We start from the raw sequence: 20,372 nt of genomic DNA, 5'->3' as shown, positions 1-20,372 counted from the left end.
ATTGTAAACGTTTTATTTTTAAGAAACTAATCCCGATCCATGTACTTCTAAGCATCGTCCATCTGATTAAATCTCCCCCGAAAATTCAAAATCCCGGCCTTTATATCCGGCCGGGATTTACCTTTAAAGACCCTCTCGATAGGAGCTGGGCGTTATACCCTTCACCTTTTTGAAAATCCTGCTGAAATAAAAGTAGTCATCGTACCCCGATTTCTCCGCGATTTCGTTAAGGGGGAGAGCCGTCGTGGCCAACAGCTTGCAAGCATAATCGATCCGGAGATTCGTTAAATGCTCCGTAAACGTCGTCCCCAGTTCCTTCTTGAACAATTGACTGACATAGTTTGCATTGATGTCGAATTCTTTTGAAATGCTTTGAAGAGAAATATCGTCGAGAAAATGATCGTTGACAAATTTGAATATCGGTTTGAAGGTTCGGTTCTGTGCCTTGGGAAGCATCCGCTCTTGTTCCGTATTGTACTTGACCTCCAGCAGCCCCTTTAAATACTTAAGCATTTCCAGGGCCGTACCAAACATGCTCGCAAGCTTCTCATAGGAATAAACATAATCTTCGTAGGGTTCCTCTTCACTCTGATGGCTGAAGGACTGTATGAGGTTGTAGACGATCAGAGCATGCCTGATATTCAATTGCCCATTCGCAAATAAAGCCCCCAGTTCGTCCAACTGTTTCTGCAGGTGATAACCATCGTTTCTGGCGATGGCTTCTTCCAGTTTTTTGATGGAAGGAGCTTTCTCCTGAAATCTGTCCGCTTCGACCGTTAGCTTTACTCCCGTAGTAAAGTACCGATATGCCATCATTTCGGCGGAATGAATAGCGTTCCTGATCCGGTCAACTTGATGGATGCCCCCGCTGAATCCGATCCCTTTGATGCCATTCTTAGCCGCTTCCTGTAATTCAACCAATACCCGATGATGATCGCTCATCCGATACAAATAAGCATGCTTGGCAAAACCGATTCTTAGCGCGATGCAGCTTTTCCATCTGTTAAGTTTCAACTTGTTATTTCCGATCGAAACCGCGACCCCAAGCCCCTCATCCGCTTCCATATCGATTCCGGACAATAACAACGCTTTTCGCAATCCTTCTCTGGCACGATCGTTATCTTCCTCAATGAGATCCAGAATGTCCGTCTGAACAGGCCCCTCGCGTTCTTCCAGGATCGACTTTGCTTTTTTTAAGAAACCGGCAATTTCGGTCTCGTCGAACGGCTTTAGACAATAGCCGAACGCGCCGTTATTCATCGCTTTCTGCGCAAACGCGAATTCGGCATAACCGCTTATGACGATAAGAAGAGCATCGTTGCCGGCATCCTTCAGATTTTTAATTAGCTCTAACCCGTTCATGCCGGGCATTCGAATATCGGTAAAGACGACATCCGGATTCAGCTGCCCGATCGCTTCGAACGCTTCGGCGCCCCTTAGCGCGTAACCGACGATCTCAAACCCGTATTGGTTCCATTTCACGCTTGCCTTCAGACTCTCGATCACCCACTCTTCATCATCTACAAGAAATACTTTAAACATCGGATTCACTCCCAACTGGAATCATGATGACGACTTCGGTTCCCTTCCCGACTTCACTGTGAAGTCTGACGCCATACTCGCTCCCATAGGTCATCTTGATCCGGTTGTTAACGTTTTCCAAACCGATTCCGGTTGTCTGATGGTCCGCAATGCCCACTCCATTGTCCTTAATGGATATATGAAGTACATTCTCGGAAAGATATCCTTCAAGCCGCAACAAACCTTCTCCTTCCATAGGTTCGATCCCGTGGAAAATCGCGTTTTCCACGATCGGCTGAAGAATCATCTTCGGAACCTTGATGTCCAGTATTTCATCAGGAAATTGGTACTCGGCTTCCAAACGGCTTCCAAAACGGTTTTTTTGAATATCGATATAGCTTTCGATGATCTTCAGTTCCTCGCGAAGAGGGACGCTGTCCGTTCCTTTGATACTGTAGCGAAATACCAGAGCCAATGCTTGTGTCATATTGAAAATACGTTCGGTGCCTTCTTTAGCTGCCATACCTTTGATCGACTCTAAAGTGTTGTATAGAAAATGAGGGTTGATTTGACTCTGCAGATAGGCAAGTTCGGACTGCTTTTTGACCAATTCCGACTCGTAGAGCCTTGTACGGCTATCCAGCAGCCGATGGGTCAAATCGTCGATTTCATCCAGCATCTGGTTGAAATTATTAGCCACGACAATGATTTCTGCATACCCCTGAAGACGGATCCGCTTTTTGAGGTTGTTCAATTTTCCCAATTTGATTTCGTTCATGAGCTGCATTAACTTTTTCAAGGGCTGGAGAATATTGTTGGTAACGGCCAAGTATGGGACGGTTAACAAAAGCACGGCAATAAGAAAAATCAAAAAGGCTTGCTTGCGAATATCCTCAATACCGCTCAGAAGCTCGCTTCGCGGCAGCTTTACGATGATTTCCCCTTCGATATCGGGAATCGCCCCCCGCTGAACGAAATACTTCGTATCTTTTTCTGAAGATTCGATTTCCTTGTAGGAGCTTCCGATCTTAGCCGACTCATCATTAGAATAAAACAAAGCGCCTGCGCGATCCACCATGTAGATCTTACTTCCGCCGGAGCGCATCGCATGATTCGGTGAACCCAGCAACGCTTTGGCGTCCAGTACAATGAGCAAGGTCCCGATTTTCTTGTCATTATTAAAGTCGATAGTCGAATAAACGGGAGTTCCCGCGATAATGACATTTCGGTTTTCGGAATTAATAGGGAGAGTTTGGAGTCCTAAAAAATAAAACAACTTTTTTTTCGGTATTTCGTCCTGGAAAGGAAGCAAATTCTTGATTTCCCCGTTGGTGTTGAAATGAGCGCCGTTATGGCTCAATAGCGCAATATCGACGATGCCGTCCTTCATGCCGATCATGTCTGAAATGTAGCTGGTCAATTGCGAGTATTCCCTAAATTTTGCCGGGGGATCGGTTTCATTCAAATACTTTTGGACGATGGACTTGTTATAGGATATATTCTGGAGCAGCCGCTTTACGACGTCGGTGTTGGAGGAAATGGTCTGATTCATCTGCGAGATCGTTTCAGTGAAATATTCGCTGTTTTTCTTTTCCACGACTTTGGCCGCCTTGGAATAATCGGTGATAATGATAAAAATGACGATCGCGATAATAAGCAAAAGCAGCATGGACATTTGAACTCGGATCGGCAATTGTTTCAGGTAACCCATACGATCACTTCCTCTAGACGGAGATGGTATATGTCTCGGGAACTTATTATATCAGCAACATGTAACGTTTTCCTATATAATTGCGACAAGTACCATCAATTTCCGATAAAAATGAAAACCCGCTATTTACGCGGGTTTGGTCGGTGCATATATACCTCTGTACATTTCAAAGCTATTGAACGGCGATCTGCTTGCCACGATGGAAGCCGTATACGCAAGCGGCGGCAACGCCGGTCCGCAAAACTGGACGTCTTACAAAGAGTTCAACTATACATTCACCCCCAATTATGCGAATAACACGATCACGATTAAGCCGACTTTCTTCGCTGAAACGAATGGCGGGACGATCAACCTGACGTTCTATTTCTGGAGCGGTCAAATCGTGAAATACCATTTCGTTGAAAGGCAATAAAGTTACAGGCAAGCGCTTATAAAAAAGTTCTCATTCACTCTAGTGCCGTTAGCGAACTTAAACCTTCTGTAACGTTCAAAAAAAATCAGCCGGTCAAGGGATGAATCCCTGACCGGCCGATGCTTTATGCTTTAAAGGAAGAAGGCGGCATTCCGGCATGCTTCTTGAATTTCAGATGGAGGTAATCCGCGTTTGGGCAGCCGACCCGTTCGGCCGCCTCGCGCACCATGCAACCCTCGCGGAGGAACATTGCAGGATCCGATACCGAGATTGCGGCGGACAATAAACCCCAGAATCTCGACAGTGGCCGAAGATCGTATGCACGGAGTACACTTAGTTCGGCGGAACCGCGTTGTCATAACTGCCTCGCGATCGAACGTAAGCCTTATTCCAAAGAACCTGAAAGCAAAGCCGGCTGACGTTATCCGCTCAGCCGGCTTCGTAGTTCAATCCATGATTTCTAAAGCGATCTTGTAAACAAGCTCGTCTTCATAAGCAGCCTTGTCAACTGCCCGATGTTATATGCGAATGAATATCAAAATGACCGGCCGATCGCAAGGTAAAATTGTTATTCGTTCCAAAGCTTGACGCGGTCCTGGAGGTATTTCGTGAATCCCTTTTCCATCTTCTCCACGCCGGCACTGATCAGATCTTGTTGATAATCGTCCCAAATCTTGTCGAATTGCTCCGGCTTGGCCATGATGGCCTGAGGGATCCGCTTCCAGGTAATATCTCTCGTCTTCGTTGACAGGATCGAGACTTCGTCATCAGCCGGAACGGAAAGATTCCAGGCCGCTCCCCAAGGCTTCGTCGGCATGTCTTTCTCTGGCGTGAACAAATCCGCCCAAACAGTCGCGCCATAAGCCTTCAGAGTTTCTTTGTCCCCGACCGTATAATTGTTCTGAATTTCTTCAGGGTTCTTCTTCGTGAAGAAGTTGCCGGTAGAATCCTTGACACCGTCGCCATAGTGGAGCCCCATGATGCCATAGGCTTGAACGCCGGATTCCTTCTTAAACGCCTCACCATCCTCAATGATACGCTTCTGTACGTCTTCCGGAACGACGCGTTTGCCGTTCTCTATCGTATAATGCTTTCCTTCAACGCCCCAGTTGATCAGGATTTGAGCCTGCTCGGACGCTAGGTAGTCGAGGAATTGGATAGCGCGAACCGGATCGGGACAATTCTTCGTGATCCCTACCCCCCACCCGGACATAAAGCCTGTCGACTGCATGCGATTATCCTTGAACTGATCGGACAACATAACGGGATAATATCCGTACGTCTGGTCGAACTTGTTGTCCTTCTTCAGCACGCTCGTCGCGCCACCGTAGCCCCAATCGGCGTCGATCAATCCGACAACCCGTCCCGAAGCGATCTTCGCTTCATATTGGTCCGACTTCTGAACGAAGGATTCTTTGTCCAGCAAGCCGATGTTCCACATATGGTTCAACCACTTGAAATAATCTTTCTCTTCAGATCTGCGGTAGTGATATGTCGCTTCATAGGTATTCTGATCAATTGCCCATTCGCCATCTCCCGCCATTCCGGTTGCCTCTACAGCCGGGTTCGTCACGGAGATGTACGTGCGCCAATCATCCGCATTAAGCGTAAGACCGATCGTCGGTTTCCCGTCCGCATCCGTCGGATGCTTCTCTACGTACGATTTGATCACGTTCTCGAAATCCTGAACCGTCTTGATCGACGGATAGCCGGCTTCCTTCACCGCTCGGTGCTGAAGGCTGAATCCGCCGGTATAGTCCATGGAGACGTTGTCAACCCCGCCATAGGTTGGAATGACATAGATCGCTTGATCGTCGTTGCTGTAGCGCAGACGCTTGATTTGATCCCCCAGCATCTTCTTGATGTTCGGCGCATGCTCCTCGATCAGGGGAGTAAGGTCCACCATGGCGCCCGCGTCCACCAGCTTGCTCAAATCCCCTTTCGGACTGATGAGATCCGGGTAATTGCCGCTCGTTGCGAGCAGAGCCACTTTCTGCGACGAATCCCCTACGGCGAATTCGGCATCCAGCGTAACACCCGTCGCTTTCGTCATTTCCTTGCCCACATCATCCTGCATTTTGGTCCAGTTCGCATTCGCGTCCGCACCGTAGAAGGTGAACGTGATCGGCGTAGTGTCCGGCGACTGTTCGCCACCTTGCGACGCTGTTGGCGACGATGCGCCGGCACTCTCCGACGGCTTAACCTCCGGACTGTTCTTTGCGCCGCTGCAGCCCGCCGCAGCGACCAGACTCAGTGAGAGCGCCACTGTCATCAACATTTTTGTTACGTTGCGTTGCTTTGCCTTCATACCTGTTGCCACCCCTATAGATAGATTTGGTGATATTGTATATACAGGTTGCCCTGTCGATACCGAATTTGCGTCTTGCTTAGCTCTTCACGGCGCCGAGCGTCATTCCTTTGACGAAATATCTTTGCAGGAATGGGTATACAACCAATATTGGCATCGTTACGACGACCGTAATGGCCATTTTGACCGATTCCGGCGAAACTCTGAGCAACTGTTCAGTGACGTTTCTGTCGTTCGGATTGGTGCCTCCTCCTGGCTGCGTCGTCTGCAACACCTTCATCAGCTCGAACTGCAGCGTCGTCAGACTTGGCTCCGAGCCGTTATACAGGTAGGTATCGAACCAAGAATTCCATTGACCTACTGCGAGGAACAGAGCAATTGTCGCAAGCGACGGCTTCAGGAGCGGAAGAATGATTCGCCAGAATATCCTGAAGTCGCTGGCACCGTCAATCATGGCCGACTCCTGCATTTCAAATGGAAGTCCGTCGATGAAAGAACGGACGATGAACACGTTGAATGCGCTGACCAGACCCGGAAGGACATACACCTCGAACGTCCCTAGCAGATTAAGATCCCTGAACAAGATATAGACCGGAATCATTCCTCCTGATACGTACATCGTCAGAGCCAGATAGGTCGAGAGGAATCTGCGCGCCTGGAAATCCACCCGACTGAGCACATAGGCCAGCATCGCTGCGCTCCCCACCCCCAGAGCAGTCCCGATCACAGTTCGCAAGATGGAGATTTTCAAGCCTGTCAAGAGCCCGGGGTAAGAAAAGATCAGCCTGTAATTCTCTAGTGTCAAGCTGCGGGGAAAGATCGTGATGCCGCCCCTCACCGTATCCACCGATTCGTTAAAAGAAATGGCCAATACGTTCAGGAACGGATACAGCGTGCCGACTGTCACCGCAAACAGAAACGTATAGATAAAGACATCCAGCAAAACATCCGATACATCCCGTCTCATCCTGATTGGTTTATTCATTCGGTCTCCCCTTACATAACGCTTTCTTTAGTCATTTTCTTGAAAATGCCATTCGCCACAAAGAGCAGAATTAAACTAATAATAGAGTTGAACACATTAATCGCCGTGCCGAAGGAGTACCGCCCCATGCCGATCCCGTAATTCAAGGCGTACAGATCGAGCACCTCGGATTTTTCCTTAACCAGATGGTTCCCAAGGAGAAATTGTTTCTCGAAGCCAATACTGAGCAAGTGTCCGATCGCCATGATCAAGAGCAGAATGAAGGTCGTACGAATCCCAGGCAGCGTAATGTGCCAGATTTGCCGAATTCGACTGGCGCCATCCACTCGGGCCGCTTCGTACAATTCGGCGCTGATGCCCGAAATCGCGGCCAAAAAAATGATCGCGTTCCAGCCGGTTTCTTTCCAGACATCCGCACTGGTAACGACATACCAGAACAGATTTTCCTTCGCCATAAACTGAATTGGCTCGTCCAAAATATGCAATTGAACCAGAAGTTGATTGACCGCGCCATCCAGCGCCAGAAATTTCGTGACTATCCCTGCCACGATGACCCAGGAAACAAAGTGAGGCAAATACGAAACCGTTTGCACAAACCGTTTAGTGAAGGAGGTTCGCACTTCATTCAGCAAGACGGCAAACAGGATCGGAATCGTGAATCCCGCCACCAGTCCCATAAAGCTCATGGCCAGCGTATTCTTGAGCGCATTGAAGAACTGCGCGTCCTGAAACAACATGCGGAAATGCTCAAAGCCTACCCACTTCTGCTCCAAAAAGGAACGACCCGGCCGGAACTTCTGAAAAGCCATCGTCCATCCCCAAATCGGCAAATAGCTGAATACGAAAACCCAAATGACAAATGGAATCGACATCAAATAGAGATACTTCTGGCGAAGCGTAATTCTCCAAAAGCTTTTCTTCTTCGATGAGTTCATATGTCGCACCGATATCTCGGACAATTCCGAATCACTCCCCCGATTTTCTCTAGCTGTTGTCTCTGCGCCTCTTCATTGAACGATTGATGAAAGCGGTGACATATGTATTATAAGTGTGCGATAGCTTCTGATCATACACCCCAAAGTAATCTAAAAATCATCTGAAAAGTAAACTATTTGTCTATGATATTTGTGATGGAACGTTAAAAAAATCGGTCGGTCAAGGGACTTATCCCTGACCGGCCGATTTCACTTTTAACTCAAAATTTATACTGCGGTAATCGTATACCGAACATCCTTCTTCGCGATGAATTCCGTGCAGCCGTCGCCGACCATAACTGCCTCAACAGGAGTACCCTCCTGTTCATATATGGAAAGCTTCGCCGCATGCGGAACGCGGAGCCTGCAAGTGCCGCCAAGGCTGGTCACGAGCGCTGCTTCCTGCAGCTTCCCGTCTGCCCAACGCAAATCCACGGTATAACCGCCTCTGCCCTTTAGGCCGCGGACCGAGCCGTCCGCCCACGCTCCAGGCAGTGCAGGCAACAGATGCAGTTCGCCGGCATGACTGTGCAGCAGCATCTCCGCAATGCCTGCCGTTCCGCCGAAATTCCCGTCGATCTGGAACGGCGGATGGTTATCGAACAGATTGGACAGCGTAGAATGCCGAAGCAATTCAAGGAAGTTGGCATAAGCGGCCTCGCCGTCTTCCAGCCGCGCCCACATATTGATGATCCAAGCCCGGCTCCAGCCGGTATGCCCCCCGCCGTGCGCCAGCCTGCGTTCGAGTGTCACTCTGGCCGCACGCGCCCATTCTGGTGTGCGGCGCGTCGTAATTTGGCTGCCGGGATGAAGAGCGAACAGGTGGGAAATATGCCGATGCCCCGGCTCCGCTTCGTCATAATCGACGGCCCATTCCTGAATCTGCCCGTGTTTGCCGATGGCCGGTTGCGGAATACGCCGCAGCGTCTCCTTCACTCTTCCACGGAAATCCTCGTCACGGCCCAGCAGCTCGCTCGCTTCGATGCAAGCTTGGAACAACGCGCAGAGAATTTGGCTGTCCATCGACGGGCCGGCGCATAGCGTTCCGGATTCGCCGTTCGGCAGCAGATACGTATTCTCCGGAGAAACGGACGGGCTCGTGACGAGCATCCCATCCGGATTTTCAATCAAATATTCCAGGAAAAATTCGACGGATTCTTTGATCGCCTCGTAGGCGCCGGACAAATGGTTCCGATCTCCACCGAATGCGTAATGCTCCCAAAGATGCAGGCAAAGCCACGCCGCTCCCATCGGCCAATGCGTAGCCGGCATCCATAGATCCTGCGGCGCGGTATCTCCCCAAATGTCGGTGTTGTGGTGAGCGACGAACCCTCCGCAGCCATACATCACCTTGGCCGTCCGGCGGCCGTTCGGCCTCATCCGTTCGATCAGATCGAACAACGGCTCGTGGCATTCGGACAAGTTGCACGTCTCCGCCGGCCAATAGTTCATCTGGGCGTTAATGTTGATCGTGTACTTGCCGCCCCACGGCGGTATCGTATGCTCGTTCCAGATGCCTTGCAGATTGGCGGGCAAGGAGCCGGGGCGGCTGCTCGCCATCAACAGATAGCGACCGTACTGGAAGTATAGAGCCGCCAGCTCATGGTCCTCCGCGCCCTCCCGAATCCGCTGCAGCCGCTCGTCGGTTGCAAGCCCGGACGATTCGCTCTCCGCCGCTCCGCCGAGCCGCAGCTCTACCCGCCGGAACAAAGCGGCATGATCGTCCACGTGTGTCTGAAGCAGCTTGGCATACGGCTTCCCGGATGCCGCCTTAAGCGCATCCATGCATGCTAGGTACGGCTCCGCCTCGCGGAACGTCGTGGCAGCGGCCAGCAGCAGCGTCACGCTGTCCGCTTGCTCGACATGTAAATATTCGCCGATCGTGCGAACCGTTCCCCCCTCGGGGAAAGCGGCGAGAACGGCTGCAAAGTCTGAGCCGCCGCGGCCGCCGCATGAACCCGTCATGAAGACTGCATTCCCGTTAACGGACGACACCTGATCCACATAATAATTGTGAACTCTGGAAAGTTGGGCCGAGAACGAAACCGTGCCAGGCCGGTCCGCTTCCACGCGGACTGCCAATACCCCGTCGGGATAACTGGCGAAGTATTCCCGCCGATAGCGTATGCCCTCAGCCTCGTATGTAACAGACACGACGCCCCGCTCCAAATCAAGTGAACGCCGGTAATCCTTAACCTCCCGGTGGCCGAATTGCAAATACAGCTCACCTAGGGTCGTGTAATGGCGCATTTGCAGCGGCGTGCCGGACATGGCCTCGGCGGCCAGCTTCTCCGCTTCGCTCAGTCTGCCTTCCGCAATCAAGCGGCGTATGTCCGTGAGGCAGGTAAGCGCATCCGGGTTGTTCCGGTCCATCGGCCCGCCGTACCAGACTGAGTCTTCGTTCAACTGCACCCGTTCGCGGTCGGTATCGCCGAACACCATCCCGCCAAGACGCCCGTTGCCGATCGGAAGCGCCTCATTCCATTCGGATGCAGGCTTTCGGTACCACAAGCTCATCGAATTCATACCCAACGTCCCTTCTCTTGTCCTCTCACTCCATGGGAAAACCCGCAAAACATCAACCCTAGTTTGTTTGCAGGCCAACTTCTATAATGATTCGAAATGCAGGACCTCCACCCCGTAGGGCTCCAGTTCTAGGTTTACCGCGGCGATCGTTCCGGTCAGCAGACTCATCATCGGCCGCTTCAGCCGGATCTCGTTCGCTTCCCGGCTCAGATTGAGAACGAAGACGAACGTCTCCGTACCGCGCTTTCTCCGGGACAGGTGCACCCCTTCCGGCAAGTCTGTCCATGCTTCGAGGCCGATTTCCCCGGCGACTTTCCCGAACAGCGTCCGCAGGTAAGCCTCCTCAGGGAACGTTCCGACGTAATAGGCTTGTCCGCTGCCCAACCGATTCCTCGTCACCGCCGGCGTGCCTTTATAGAAGGATTCGGCGTGCCAGGCGATCGGCTCGGCGCTTGCCGTCTCCAGCAAGTCGTTCCATAAATCGCAGGCAAAGCGGTTGCCGCTCTCATCCCGGATCGCATGCATAATCGGTCCTACTGGATCGTATTCTGCGACTCGAACGCCGAATAAGTCGGCAAGAGGGCCTGGAAGCTGCATCATATGGCACTGGTTGTTCGTCCGCTTGACGCCCGTTCTTGGCGTAGCGACCACCGTGCCGCCTTGCTTGACGAAGTCTCGGATCTTGGCGGCAGCTTCCTCGCCGATCACGAACAAAGACGGAATGACGAGGAGCTTGTACCGGGAATCGATTTGATCCGGGGTATGAAGGATATCAGCTCCAATCCCCAGTTTCTGGAGTGAGCGATGTACGACTTTCATGTGCTCGTAGTAATCGAACCCCTCGACTTGGGGCTGCAGCTGCAGAGCGGAATGGCTGTCGAAATCGTACAGGACGGCCGCTTCGTTCACCACGCGTGAACCGGACAGACGGTCGGACAACGCGCCCGCCTCCTCCGCGAAGCGCCGGAATTCGGCGAGCCGCCTTCCGGGCACGTTGCCATGATCGATCAACCCGTGCCAGAACTGCTCGGCGCCGGCAACACCGCTCCGCCAACGGAAGAATACAACGCCATCGGCCCCCCGGGAGATGCTCTGCCAAGCGAACGCGCGAATAAACCCGGGATACGGGCTCGGCCACATCGGCATCCAGCTTCCGGGAGGACCGCCGTACTGCTCCATCACCCAGAAGTTCTTCCCCTTGATTCCCCTGATCAGATCGAGCAATAATGCACCGCTATAGGGGTTGCTGGCCGCTTTGTCTGGACTGGAGGCCGGATAGTAATCGATGGACGCGAAATCCAGTTCCTCATACAAGGCCGCCAGATCAAGAGGCATCGGGGCCGTCCAAGTGTTGTGCGTAATCCATTGGGCCTCGCTGTGCTTGCGAATCTCTTCCACCTGAACACGCTGGAAGAGTACGACGGATTCGCTCTGGAAACGGCGATAGTCGAGCAGCAAGGACGGATTCATATATCTCTCGGACGTTTCGTGCAGCCCGATCTGTTCCCAGTCGCTAAATTCTCCGCTCCATACGACAGTCCCCCACTCCCGGTTGAGGCGCTCGAGGGTCCCGTATTTGCTTCGGAGCCATTCAATGAATCCATTCTTGCAATAGTGACAACGGCACATGTGAAGCATGAACTCGTTGTCCGTCTGCCAGCCGATGACAGCAGGATGTATGCCGTACCTCGCAGCCATTCGTTCTGTAATGATCCGAGTGAATCTTCGCATCGAAGGGCTGTTATAGCATCTGTGCCCGCGAACGCCCGGACGCGACAAGGACTGGCCGGGCAAATCCGGCAACACATCGGGATAACGCTGCGTAAGCCATGTCGGGGGCGTCATCGTCGGAACGCCGAGAACGACCGAGATGCCGCTCTGCTGGAACAGATCGATGGCATCGTCCAGCCAAGCGAAGTCGAACCGGCCTTCTTCGGGCTCCATGCGGCACCAGGCGAATTCGGCCATCCGGACGACGTTCACGCCGGATTCCCGCATGAGCCTCGCATCTTGTTCCCACAATCCCCGGTCCCAATGCTCCGGATAATAATCAACGCCGATTCTAATCATGCTTGAGTGTGCTCCTTATCCGCTCCTTCGTACTCAAACCAATCGAAATGCGCCGGCGACGCGGACCGGATGCCGTTGCCGGTCGCGTACATGGCGATGAATACGCCCGTGAACCCGCCGGCGACTTCCGTGGACAGCTGCGAGCATTCCCCGCGTCCGAACCAGAACGGCTCCCCGTCGCCATCGCCTCCCGAGAACCCGAAGGCGTACTGTTCCTTGTCCGCCTTGACGGTCAGCACGACCGAATCCGCCGACCAAGGCGCCTCGTTCTCCACCTTCCACATACTGCCGATCCTTCTGCGGCAAATGATCTTGCGCTCGCCTGCGATTCGAGTCACCGCGATCTCGTAATGGAACTTTTGGTTCATGAATACGGTAATGCCCGCTTCTTCCCCGTCCCGCTGCGGCGCGAACGTCAAAAACGCGGACGCGCGGCAATCGAAGTGCTGCTGCCTTCTGCCGACGAAAGCGGGGGAACCGGCGTCGTTCAAGGTCTCCGGGGAGCCGTGCAGCGTCAGACAGCTCGCCCGCTCCGCGAGCGACCAGTTGTCCGGATCCGGCGAACGCAGGAAATTCCACTGCGGCGCGAGCGCGGGACCGTCGAAGCTGTCTCTTACCGGAGGCGTGGCAACAGGCTGCAGCGCAAGGCTGCCGGCCGGCATCGTCTCAGAGACGGTGCCGTTCTCGCCCACAACCGGCCAGCCGTCTTCCGTCCATGTGACGGGCGCCAGGAACGTCTCTCTCCCGAGGTGATGTTTATTCGGATAGCTGGCCGGCCGAACACCGAGGAACACGGTCCACCAACTGCCGTCCGGAGCCTGTACGAAGTCCGCGTGACCCGTCGACTGGATGGAATTGTGCCGGCTCCGATGGGTCAAGATCGGATTATGCGGACAGCTCTCGAACGGACCGTCAGGCCTCTTGCTCCTGGCGATTGTCGCCATATGACCGTACTCGGTACCGCCTTCGGCGATCAGGAGATAGTACCACTCCCCGATCCGATAGAGATGCGGAGCCTCCGGGTACTGACCGCCGGTCCCGTTCCAGAGAAACGTGAGTTCCGAAAGTCTTTTCCCCGTCTTCAAGTCGATCCGGCTCTGGGCGGTGCCATTGTTCGAGGAAGACGTGAAATAAACCGTTCCATCTTCATCGAAGAACAAATCGGGATCGATCCCCGGGTGATCCACCCAAATCGGGTCGGACCATTCTCCGAGCGGATCGTCCGTATGTACGATGAAATTGCCGCCTTTCGTCACGTTCGTGGTCGCCATGTAGAACGTGCCGTTGTGAAAGCGGATCGTCGGTGCGTAAATCCCGCAAGAGCTGGGAACCTCGCCAAGATCCAATTGTCCAGGTCGGGACAGGCAATGGCCGATCTGCCGCCAGTTTACAAGATCCTTGCTATGGAAGAGCGGAACGCCCGGAAAATACTCGAAGGAGCTGGTAACGAGATAATAGTCTTCGCCGGCTCTGCACACGCTGGGATCGGGATGTAAGCCGGGAATAACGGGATTGCGGTAGGTATTCATTCTGATCGATTCTCTCCTTTTTCTGTTGGCGCTTGTCCTCATATTTACGTATACAAATCTTGTAATATCGACTATGGCATAAAGGCACCCATCATGAGCATAGGACTATTTCACGAGGTTTAACACCGCTCTTTTTGATCGTGTTTTCATACTATAATTAGATATAAGCGCTTACAGACTAACGGAAATTGCTGAATTCGGAAGAACTTGAATAGGAAACCGCCGGGCAAGGAAATCCCCGTCCGACCGCTTTAGCCTGAAACTTATCTATCAAAAACTCGCACAGGATACTCCCGCTTCCGCAAAAGATCGGAGTCGAAAGACGTTCGAACGATTAGGGAGTCGCAAGCTCCCGCTTCAAACGATAGTTAAGCGGGAGTCATTGATTCCAAAGTTTCACGCGGTCTTTCACCATCTTCGTAAATTCTTCGTTCAGCTTGTTGACGCCTGCTTTATCCAGATCCTTCATGAATTTGTCCCAAACGGCGTCGAATTGGTCCGGATTCACCATAATCGCTTCCGGAATGCGCTTCTTCATGATGTCTTCGCACTTCTGGAAGAGGACGTTGGCTTCAGAGCCGGTCTCGAAGTTCATGTTCCATGCCGCGCCCCACGGTCTAACCGGGAATTCTTGCTCGGACGGGTAAAGATCCTTGAAGTTCTTGATATTGTAAGCTGCCAACGTCTCTCTATCCGCTTGGGTGTATTCCTTCTCGATTTGTTCCGGGAAGACAGTGGTGTAGTAGTTACCCGTTGGATCCTTCACTCCGTCACCGTAGCTCGGGCCGAATCGGTACATATCAACGCCAGTCGTTTTCTTAAAGTTCTGGTTGTCATTGATCTTCATAGTCAGAATGTCGTCGGGGATGACGCGTTTACCGTTCTCCACCTTGTAATGCTTGCCTTCGATCCCCCAGTTGACCAGCACTTGCCCTTCATCGGACGCCAGAAAATCCAGGAACTTGATGACGCGAATCGGGTCTTTGGCGCTCTTCGTGATCGAGATGCCGGTACCCGCCAAGTATCCGAAATCTTGGAAGTCAAGTCTCTTGTAGGTTTCATTCAAGGTAACCGGGAAATGGGCGTACGTTTGATCGAACTTGCCTTCTTTCTTCAGCACGGCTTCTTCATTAGCGTAGTCCCAATCCGCATCGATGAGTCCCAGAACGCGGCCGCTGGCGACTTTCGCCCTATACTGATCATACTTCTGCACGAAGCTCTCCGGGTCCAGCAAGCCGATATCGTGCATATGGTTCAGCCATCTGAAGTATTCCTTCTCCTCCGGACGCAGGTAATGGAACTTCGCCTCATAGGTTTGCGGATCGATATAAAATTCGCCTTCATCCGGCGCACCTGTCGTAGCGACGGCCGGGTTGGTGGTGGTAATTAAAATCTGCCATTCGCCTGCATTCAGGGACAAGGGGATGATCGGTTGACCGTCGGCCGTGGTCTTGTGCTTGTCATAATAAGCTTTGAGAGCGTTCTCGTAATCTTTCACCGTCTTGATCTGCGGATAGCCAAGCTCCTTCAGCACGGCATGCTGCAGCACGAATCCGGAATTTGCCTCGAAGTACTTGTTGTTTACCCCAGCTGATGGCAGAACGTAAATGCCATGGTCGTCATTGCTCCAGCGCAAACGCTTCATGTATTCGCTATATACCTTCTTGATGTTCGGCGCATGCTCTTCAATGAGCGGCGCCAAATCGATCAACGCGCCGGCGTCCTTCAGCTTGCCAACGCTGCCCTTGGCCGAAACCATGTCCGGATATTCGTTGCTTGCCACCATAAGGGCGAAAATATCTACGTCAACTCCGCCCACCGGGAATTGCGCTTTAATCGAGATGCCGGTTTTTTCCGTAATGAGTTTGCCGACTTCGCTCTGCATGTCGTCCCAGAGCGGATTGTTGTCGCCCGCAGCCCAACTAATCGTTATGGGGGTAAGATATTCCTTAGGTGATGCGGCTCCCACCGCACTTGACGTAGGTGTTGCGGCAGAACTGCTGGGGTTGGCAGATTCTGATTTGCTGCTGCAGCCTACGGCTACAAGAAGCGTGCTGATCATTAGAACGCTTGCTACTTTTGTTTTGTTGACTTTCATGAAATGCTGCCTCCCTTCTATTGTAGTTACGTTGATCCCCCTCTCAAAAAAATCTATGTTATTTCCAGTGAAATTGTCTTGGCCTTGGGGGGAGCCCCTTTGAACGAAGAAGGATAAACTCCCACATATTTCTTAAATTTGCTGCAGAAATAATCCGCATTGGGGTATCCTACGATCTCCGAGACCTGGTAGACCTTGTGACCTTCCCCGAGGAGCCGGATCGATTGCTGAATACGGACCTTATCCAGGAAAGTATGGAACGAGTCGCCCGTATGCTGCTTGAACATTCTGCCAAAATACCCCCTGTGGTAATTGAACATCTCCGCCAGAGTTTCGAGCTTCAGATTTTCCTGGTAATGCCGCTGAATAAAATCCATCACTTGCTTGACCACAGGCAGGCTGCCGTCCGCCCCCAGCCTTCCCGCCAGTTCGGTGAGCTGAGAATGAGCGGCGCTCATCACCCCATCGTAATGGGTGTGCAGATAAAGCTCGGCAAGCAGAGGCGCATAGTCCTGGATGTTAACGCTTTGATGGAGAACCGCCAGCTTGTTCAGCGCAACGGACAACACTTGGGCCAGGCCCGACTTGATCGCGGTTTCGGAAGAATCGAAGGCCGCAAGTGCCCTTCCCGTATCCTCAAGCGCTTCCGCTACCCCCTCGCGCCTGCCAAGATCCAGCATATAGAACAGCTTGAGGGCCAGCGCCTCCAGATCCGGAGGAGCATCCCCGTTCGGCGCCGCCGCAGAATGGCTCAAGTCAGCTTCCGTCTCCATGTGGATTCGCCCTCCGGCAAGCAGAAAGCGGTTTTTCACTACTCCCAAAGCACCCTCGTACGATTGACGGATATCCGCCAATTCATAGACAATCCTTCCTGCGGCGGCAGTGAAGCCGAGCTTTGTCCCGCAGACGTCTTGCAGAAACCGGGTCCATTCGCTTTTGACGGCAGGCCGACTCAGATCTTCCTTCAATAGGAATCCGACGTACGGACCGATCTGAAACCCGTACCCGAGTCCCTCCGTCTTCGCGGCTTCCAGCCATCTCGTCTTGACCGACTCCAGATGCCCAAATCCTGCAAGAGAGGTGTCCTCCGCCTCTGCCAACAGAATCTGCTTGCATTTCCCTGCAAAGCTGGTTAAGGGCTTCAGCGCGCTTTCCAGTTCCGGAACGTCCGCCGGATCAGCTGTTATCAGCTTGAGGATAAGCTCCTCCCGCAGCGCGTCGGCATGAAGTCCGGACAATTTGTCGCGATCCGATAGCCGGTCCAGATTAGATCTGATGCGCAGCAATTCCTCCTTCAGTTCCTCTGCATCGATCGGTTTGAGCACATAGCCGCTCACATTCATCTCGATGGCTTGCTTGGCATAGGCAAAATCGGAGTATCCGCTTAGAATGAGAAATTGGCAATCCCCATCCGTCCTGCGAATTTCGCGGATCGCTTGAAGACCATCCATGACCGGCATCCGGATATCGATGACGATCAGATCAGGAGAATGCTCCTTATGGAAGGCAACCGCTTTTCTTCCGTTTGAGACGTCTCCCGCCACACGGAAGCCAAGAGCATCCCAATCGACAATTTTCAAGAGCCCCTGCCGGATTGCCGGTTCGTCGTCGACCACCAGTACTTTATACATTCAAATTTCCTCCCAGCGGTATGGCAAATGTTACGCGCGTACCGGATCCCGGCGGGCATTCCAGCTTCAGCCCGTATCCTTCGCCGTAAGTCAGAATAAGGCGCTGATGCACATTGCGGAGTCCTATCCGATGCTCCTCGGCATCTTCCAAATCCTGAAAGGAATACTCGATTGCCCGCATTTTGTCTTCCGATATGCCGCACCCGTTATCCTCCACCATAATCACTACCCGGTCCGACTCCACACGCGCATCGATGATTACGAGTCCTCCCTCTTCAACCTCCTCCAGCCCGTGCACCACCGCATTCTCTACCAAAGGCTGAACGATGAGCGGAGGAATCTCCACCCTCTCTGCCGCATCATCCAGATGGAGCTTGTAAGTCAAACGTTCGTCTTCGAATCGGAACTTCTGAATTTCCAAATAACAGCGCACAATCTCAAGCTCTTCCTTGAGCGTGATCTTGCGGGCTCCGATTTCGATGCTGCGCCGCATCAGCTTCCCCAAGAGATGCACAACATTGGAAATCTCCGTCTCTCCCTTCACATATGCCTTCATTCGGATGGACTCCAGCGCATTGAACAGAAAGTGCGGGTTGATTTGGCTCGCCATCATCTTCAGCTTGATGTCGCGCTGCCGCAGCTCCAGCAAGTTTTTCTGCATTTGGGACTCGCTCACTTCAACCATTAGGCTCCGGATGTTGGCCAGCATATGGTTGAACTGTTTGGATAACACGCCGATTTCATCGTTTCCATCCACATCCGACGTCACGTTCAGATTGCCCATGGAGACTTTGTTCAACACCCGATTAAGCTGAAGCAGTCTGTGGGACAAAAAGGAGGAGGTGAAGAAGATCAGAACGATTGCGATGGACAAACTGGCCGCAATGATGGTGAACCCAAGCCTGCTGACTCGATTTGCGCCGCTCACGATGCTGTCGATCGTAAAGACCGATACGATTTTGAGCCCGTTCTGGCTAAATGGCGGAACCACTTCCTCCACTACAATCTTCGAGGGCATTCCCTCAAAATTAAATTCGTAGGTGCCCGCCGGTTTATCGCTCAGATCCTTGGCGAAATCCATGCTGTCGATATTCCGGCCGACCCACTGCGGGTTTTTGGCAGCGACAATAAAGCCCTTCGCATCGAAAATCATCGTATCGAACGGTTCCTGGCTCAGAATCCCGCCCAGTTCATCTTGATCCAAATCGATGACCAGCACTCCGTAGGAACGGTACAGCGGAAAATCAATCTTGCGAACGAGGCTGAGATAAGGTCGGTTTTCCTTCGTCTCGTCTGGGATATAATGCCAACTGATAGACGAGCTGGATTTGTCCAACGCCTCCTGGTACCAGTCCGAGTTCTTGACAGACTCATCCGCACTTAGAAAATCCCAGTTACTGATCCGCATCGAATGGGCCGTATAGAAGCGGACGTTATGAATTTCCTTGTATAGCTGCACGTAGTCCCGGAAATAGCGAAAATCCCAAAACGCTGTAACCAGGTCGAAGTTAGTCTCATAGCGGGAATTGACCAAATTGGATAACCTGTCATCCACCTGCAATTTGTTCGATATTTCAATCGGCATCCGAAGAATGTCCGTTACGTGCTTCTTGATTTTATCCACGTTGTTCATGGTTTGCTGGGTAGTCTGGTCAAGGACGTTCTGGCGGTAGGAAGCCGTCAAGATAATGCCCACGAGAAGAACCGGGATGAACACCACTACCACGATGGAAATGATCAGCTTGTTCTTTAACCGGATATTGTTCGTCTTCCTAACCGCGGCGAGGATCTTGCTTCTCATTCTAGGTCTCCTTTTGGATGCATGAGCAAATCGAGATACCGCTTCACAAGCGAATTCGACGGTGTGTTGGTTGGAGTTCCGATCACGACTTTGATGCAGCGTCTATGAAATACGTCATGTTCGTGGCAGCGCTTACACCATGAAGCTTATAGCCAGCCAGGAATTTCTATTCGGGAGAGGTCGAAGGTGAAATCCATCTATAAACCTATGAAACAAAATTATTGTCCCTGTTAAAATTATACCTTAAAAATATTATATTCATATATTATTACTTAACATTTAACTAAACCGGCGAAGTGAACCAATATAATCGCGGCATTGCAAATTCTTGTATGAAAATCGGTTAATTATCGAGGGGCGGAACGCCGGCTATGACGCCGTCATGTTAATAATAAGAAACAATAGAGCGTATACATACCCCTAAAATTGATCTTGTTTTCATGTAGAAATTAACTATAGGATTGCCTTAACCGTCGGAATACACCGGCGTCAGTTCGCAGCGATTGCCCATTCAGAAAGCCTAGGTACTCACCTGCCATGTACAACATCTATCCGTTTCACTTCTCCGACGGCGACAACCTGACGAGCGACAATGAACGGTGTGTGCGACTGATTAAAGAGTTGTTAGAGCACTCGAACATTTTCGGTTACGGGGAAGTGAACCAGTATAATCGGAGCAGCACATTGATGTCAGCCTTCAAGTATCTGGAGCATCAGCAGTTTCTGTATTATGTGATTAAGGGTGAAGTTTACTCGTGATTCAAGCAGTATTCCATAGGCAGAAAAAAAAGGCGCAGTCTCCTCAC

Annotated in this window: 12 protein-coding genes and 1 pseudogene; 2 read left to right on the top strand and 11 right to left on the bottom strand. The window is 52.0% G+C overall.

Annotated elements, in window-relative coordinates:
- Positions 1 to 123: 123 nt before the first annotated feature.
- Positions 124 to 1,542: a response regulator transcription factor gene (locus ACESLK_RS02735; protein ID WP_372661845.1), complete on the bottom strand. Its 1,419-nt coding sequence runs from the start codon at positions 1,540 to 1,542 to the stop codon at positions 124 to 126.
- Positions 1,535 to 3,232, bottom strand: coding sequence for a histidine kinase (locus ACESLK_RS02730; RefSeq protein WP_372661842.1), 1,698 nt, complete (start codon positions 3,230 to 3,232; stop codon positions 1,535 to 1,537). The genes ACESLK_RS02735 and ACESLK_RS02730 overlap by 8 nt, the downstream gene beginning before the upstream one ends.
- Positions 3,233 to 3,407: 175 nt before the next feature.
- On the opposite strand from ACESLK_RS02730, the gene ACESLK_RS02725 reads away from it, so the two are divergent.
- Positions 3,408 to 3,644: a hypothetical protein gene (locus ACESLK_RS02725; protein ID WP_372661840.1), complete on the top strand. Its 237-nt coding sequence runs from the start codon at positions 3,408 to 3,410 to the stop codon at positions 3,642 to 3,644.
- 568 nt (positions 3,645 to 4,212) lie between these two features.
- Here the strand turns inward: ACESLK_RS02725 and ACESLK_RS02720 are convergent.
- The 9 genes from ACESLK_RS02720 to ACESLK_RS02680 all read right to left on the bottom strand — a co-directional run bounded on the left by ACESLK_RS02720 (position 4,213) and on the right by ACESLK_RS02680 (position 19,566).
- The gene (locus tag ACESLK_RS02720) at positions 4,213 to 5,952 is read right to left on the bottom strand and encodes an ABC transporter substrate-binding protein (protein WP_372661837.1); all 1,740 of its coding nucleotides are present in this window, start codon (positions 5,950 to 5,952) and stop codon (positions 4,213 to 4,215) included.
- 79 nt (positions 5,953 to 6,031) lie between these two features.
- Entirely contained in the window at positions 6,032 to 6,937 is a 906-nt protein-coding gene (locus tag ACESLK_RS02715) for a carbohydrate ABC transporter permease (RefSeq protein WP_372661834.1), read from the bottom strand.
- Positions 6,938 to 6,948: 11 nt separating this feature from the next.
- Positions 6,949 to 7,872 (bottom strand): ABC transporter permease, encoded by a 924-nt coding sequence (locus ACESLK_RS02710; RefSeq protein WP_372661831.1) that lies wholly within the window; start codon positions 7,870 to 7,872, stop codon positions 6,949 to 6,951.
- 267 nt (positions 7,873 to 8,139) lie between these two features.
- Positions 8,140 to 10,437, bottom strand: coding sequence for a glycoside hydrolase family 95 protein (locus ACESLK_RS02705; protein ID WP_372662144.1), 2,298 nt, complete (start codon positions 10,435 to 10,437; stop codon positions 8,140 to 8,142).
- 81 nt (positions 10,438 to 10,518) lie between these two features.
- Positions 10,519 to 12,507 (bottom strand): beta-galactosidase, encoded by a 1,989-nt coding sequence (locus ACESLK_RS02700; RefSeq protein ID WP_372661828.1) that lies wholly within the window; start codon positions 12,505 to 12,507, stop codon positions 10,519 to 10,521.
- Positions 12,504 to 14,036: a glycoside hydrolase family 43 protein gene (locus ACESLK_RS02695; protein ID WP_372661824.1), complete on the bottom strand. Its 1,533-nt coding sequence runs from the start codon at positions 14,034 to 14,036 to the stop codon at positions 12,504 to 12,506. The genes ACESLK_RS02700 and ACESLK_RS02695 overlap by 4 nt, the downstream gene beginning before the upstream one ends.
- Positions 14,037 to 14,415: 379 nt before the next feature.
- Positions 14,416 to 16,134, bottom strand: a complete 1,719-nt coding sequence (locus ACESLK_RS02690) for an ABC transporter substrate-binding protein (RefSeq protein WP_372661821.1) — start codon at positions 16,132 to 16,134, stop codon at positions 14,416 to 14,418.
- 53 nt (positions 16,135 to 16,187) lie between these two features.
- On the bottom strand, positions 16,188 to 17,765 hold the full coding sequence (locus ACESLK_RS02685; protein ID WP_372661818.1) for a response regulator transcription factor: 1,578 nt from the start codon (positions 17,763 to 17,765) through the stop codon (positions 16,188 to 16,190).
- Positions 17,758 to 19,566 (bottom strand): sensor histidine kinase, encoded by a 1,809-nt coding sequence (locus tag ACESLK_RS02680; protein ID WP_372661815.1) that lies wholly within the window; start codon positions 19,564 to 19,566, stop codon positions 17,758 to 17,760. The genes ACESLK_RS02685 and ACESLK_RS02680 overlap by 8 nt, the downstream gene beginning before the upstream one ends.
- A gap of 522 nt (positions 19,567 to 20,088) precedes the next feature.
- Here ACESLK_RS02680 and ACESLK_RS02675 point away from each other — a divergent pair.
- Positions 20,089 to 20,325, top strand: a pseudogene (locus ACESLK_RS02675) (DUF444 family protein); the annotation flags it as partial.
- Positions 20,326 to 20,372 lie beyond the last annotated feature (47 nt).

This window comes from Cohnella sp., from assembly GCF_041640265.1.
Lineage (GTDB): Bacteria > Bacillota > Bacilli > Paenibacillales > Paenibacillaceae > Cohnella.
The sequence above is the reverse complement of the archived record's forward strand: the minus strand, read 5'-3'. Positions and strand labels throughout refer to the sequence as shown.

What these genes read in the sequence shown, in the direction of transcription:
- ACESLK_RS02700 (WP_372661828.1), bottom strand. Translation starts at nt 12,507, where the DNA reads ATGATTAGAATCGGCGTTGATTATTATCCGGAGCATTGGGACCGGGGA.
- ACESLK_RS02695 (WP_372661824.1), bottom strand. Translation starts at nt 14,036, where the DNA reads ATGAATACCTACCGCAATCCCGTTATTCCCGGCTTACATCCCGATCCC.
- ACESLK_RS02735 (WP_372661845.1), bottom strand. Translation starts at nt 1,542, where the DNA reads ATGTTTAAAGTATTTCTTGTAGATGATGAAGAGTGGGTGATCGAGAGT.
- ACESLK_RS02715 (WP_372661834.1), bottom strand. Translation starts at nt 6,937, where the DNA reads ATGAATAAACCAATCAGGATGAGACGGGATGTATCGGATGTTTTGCTG.
- ACESLK_RS02730 (WP_372661842.1), bottom strand. Translation starts at nt 3,232, where the DNA reads ATGGGTTACCTGAAACAATTGCCGATCCGAGTTCAAATGTCCATGCTG.
- ACESLK_RS02710 (WP_372661831.1), bottom strand. Translation starts at nt 7,872, where the DNA reads ATGAACTCATCGAAGAAGAAAAGCTTTTGGAGAATTACGCTTCGCCAG.
- ACESLK_RS02680 (WP_372661815.1), bottom strand. Translation starts at nt 19,566, where the DNA reads ATGAGAAGCAAGATCCTCGCCGCGGTTAGGAAGACGAACAATATCCGG.
- ACESLK_RS02690 (WP_372661821.1), bottom strand. Translation starts at nt 16,134, where the DNA reads ATGAAAGTCAACAAAACAAAAGTAGCAAGCGTTCTAATGATCAGCACG.
- ACESLK_RS02685 (WP_372661818.1), bottom strand. Translation starts at nt 17,765, where the DNA reads ATGTATAAAGTACTGGTGGTCGACGACGAACCGGCAATCCGGCAGGGG.
- ACESLK_RS02705 (WP_372662144.1), bottom strand. Translation starts at nt 10,437, where the DNA reads ATGAATTCGATGAGCTTGTGGTACCGAAAGCCTGCATCCGAATGGAAT.
- ACESLK_RS02720 (WP_372661837.1), bottom strand. Translation starts at nt 5,952, where the DNA reads ATGAAGGCAAAGCAACGCAACGTAACAAAAATGTTGATGACAGTGGCG.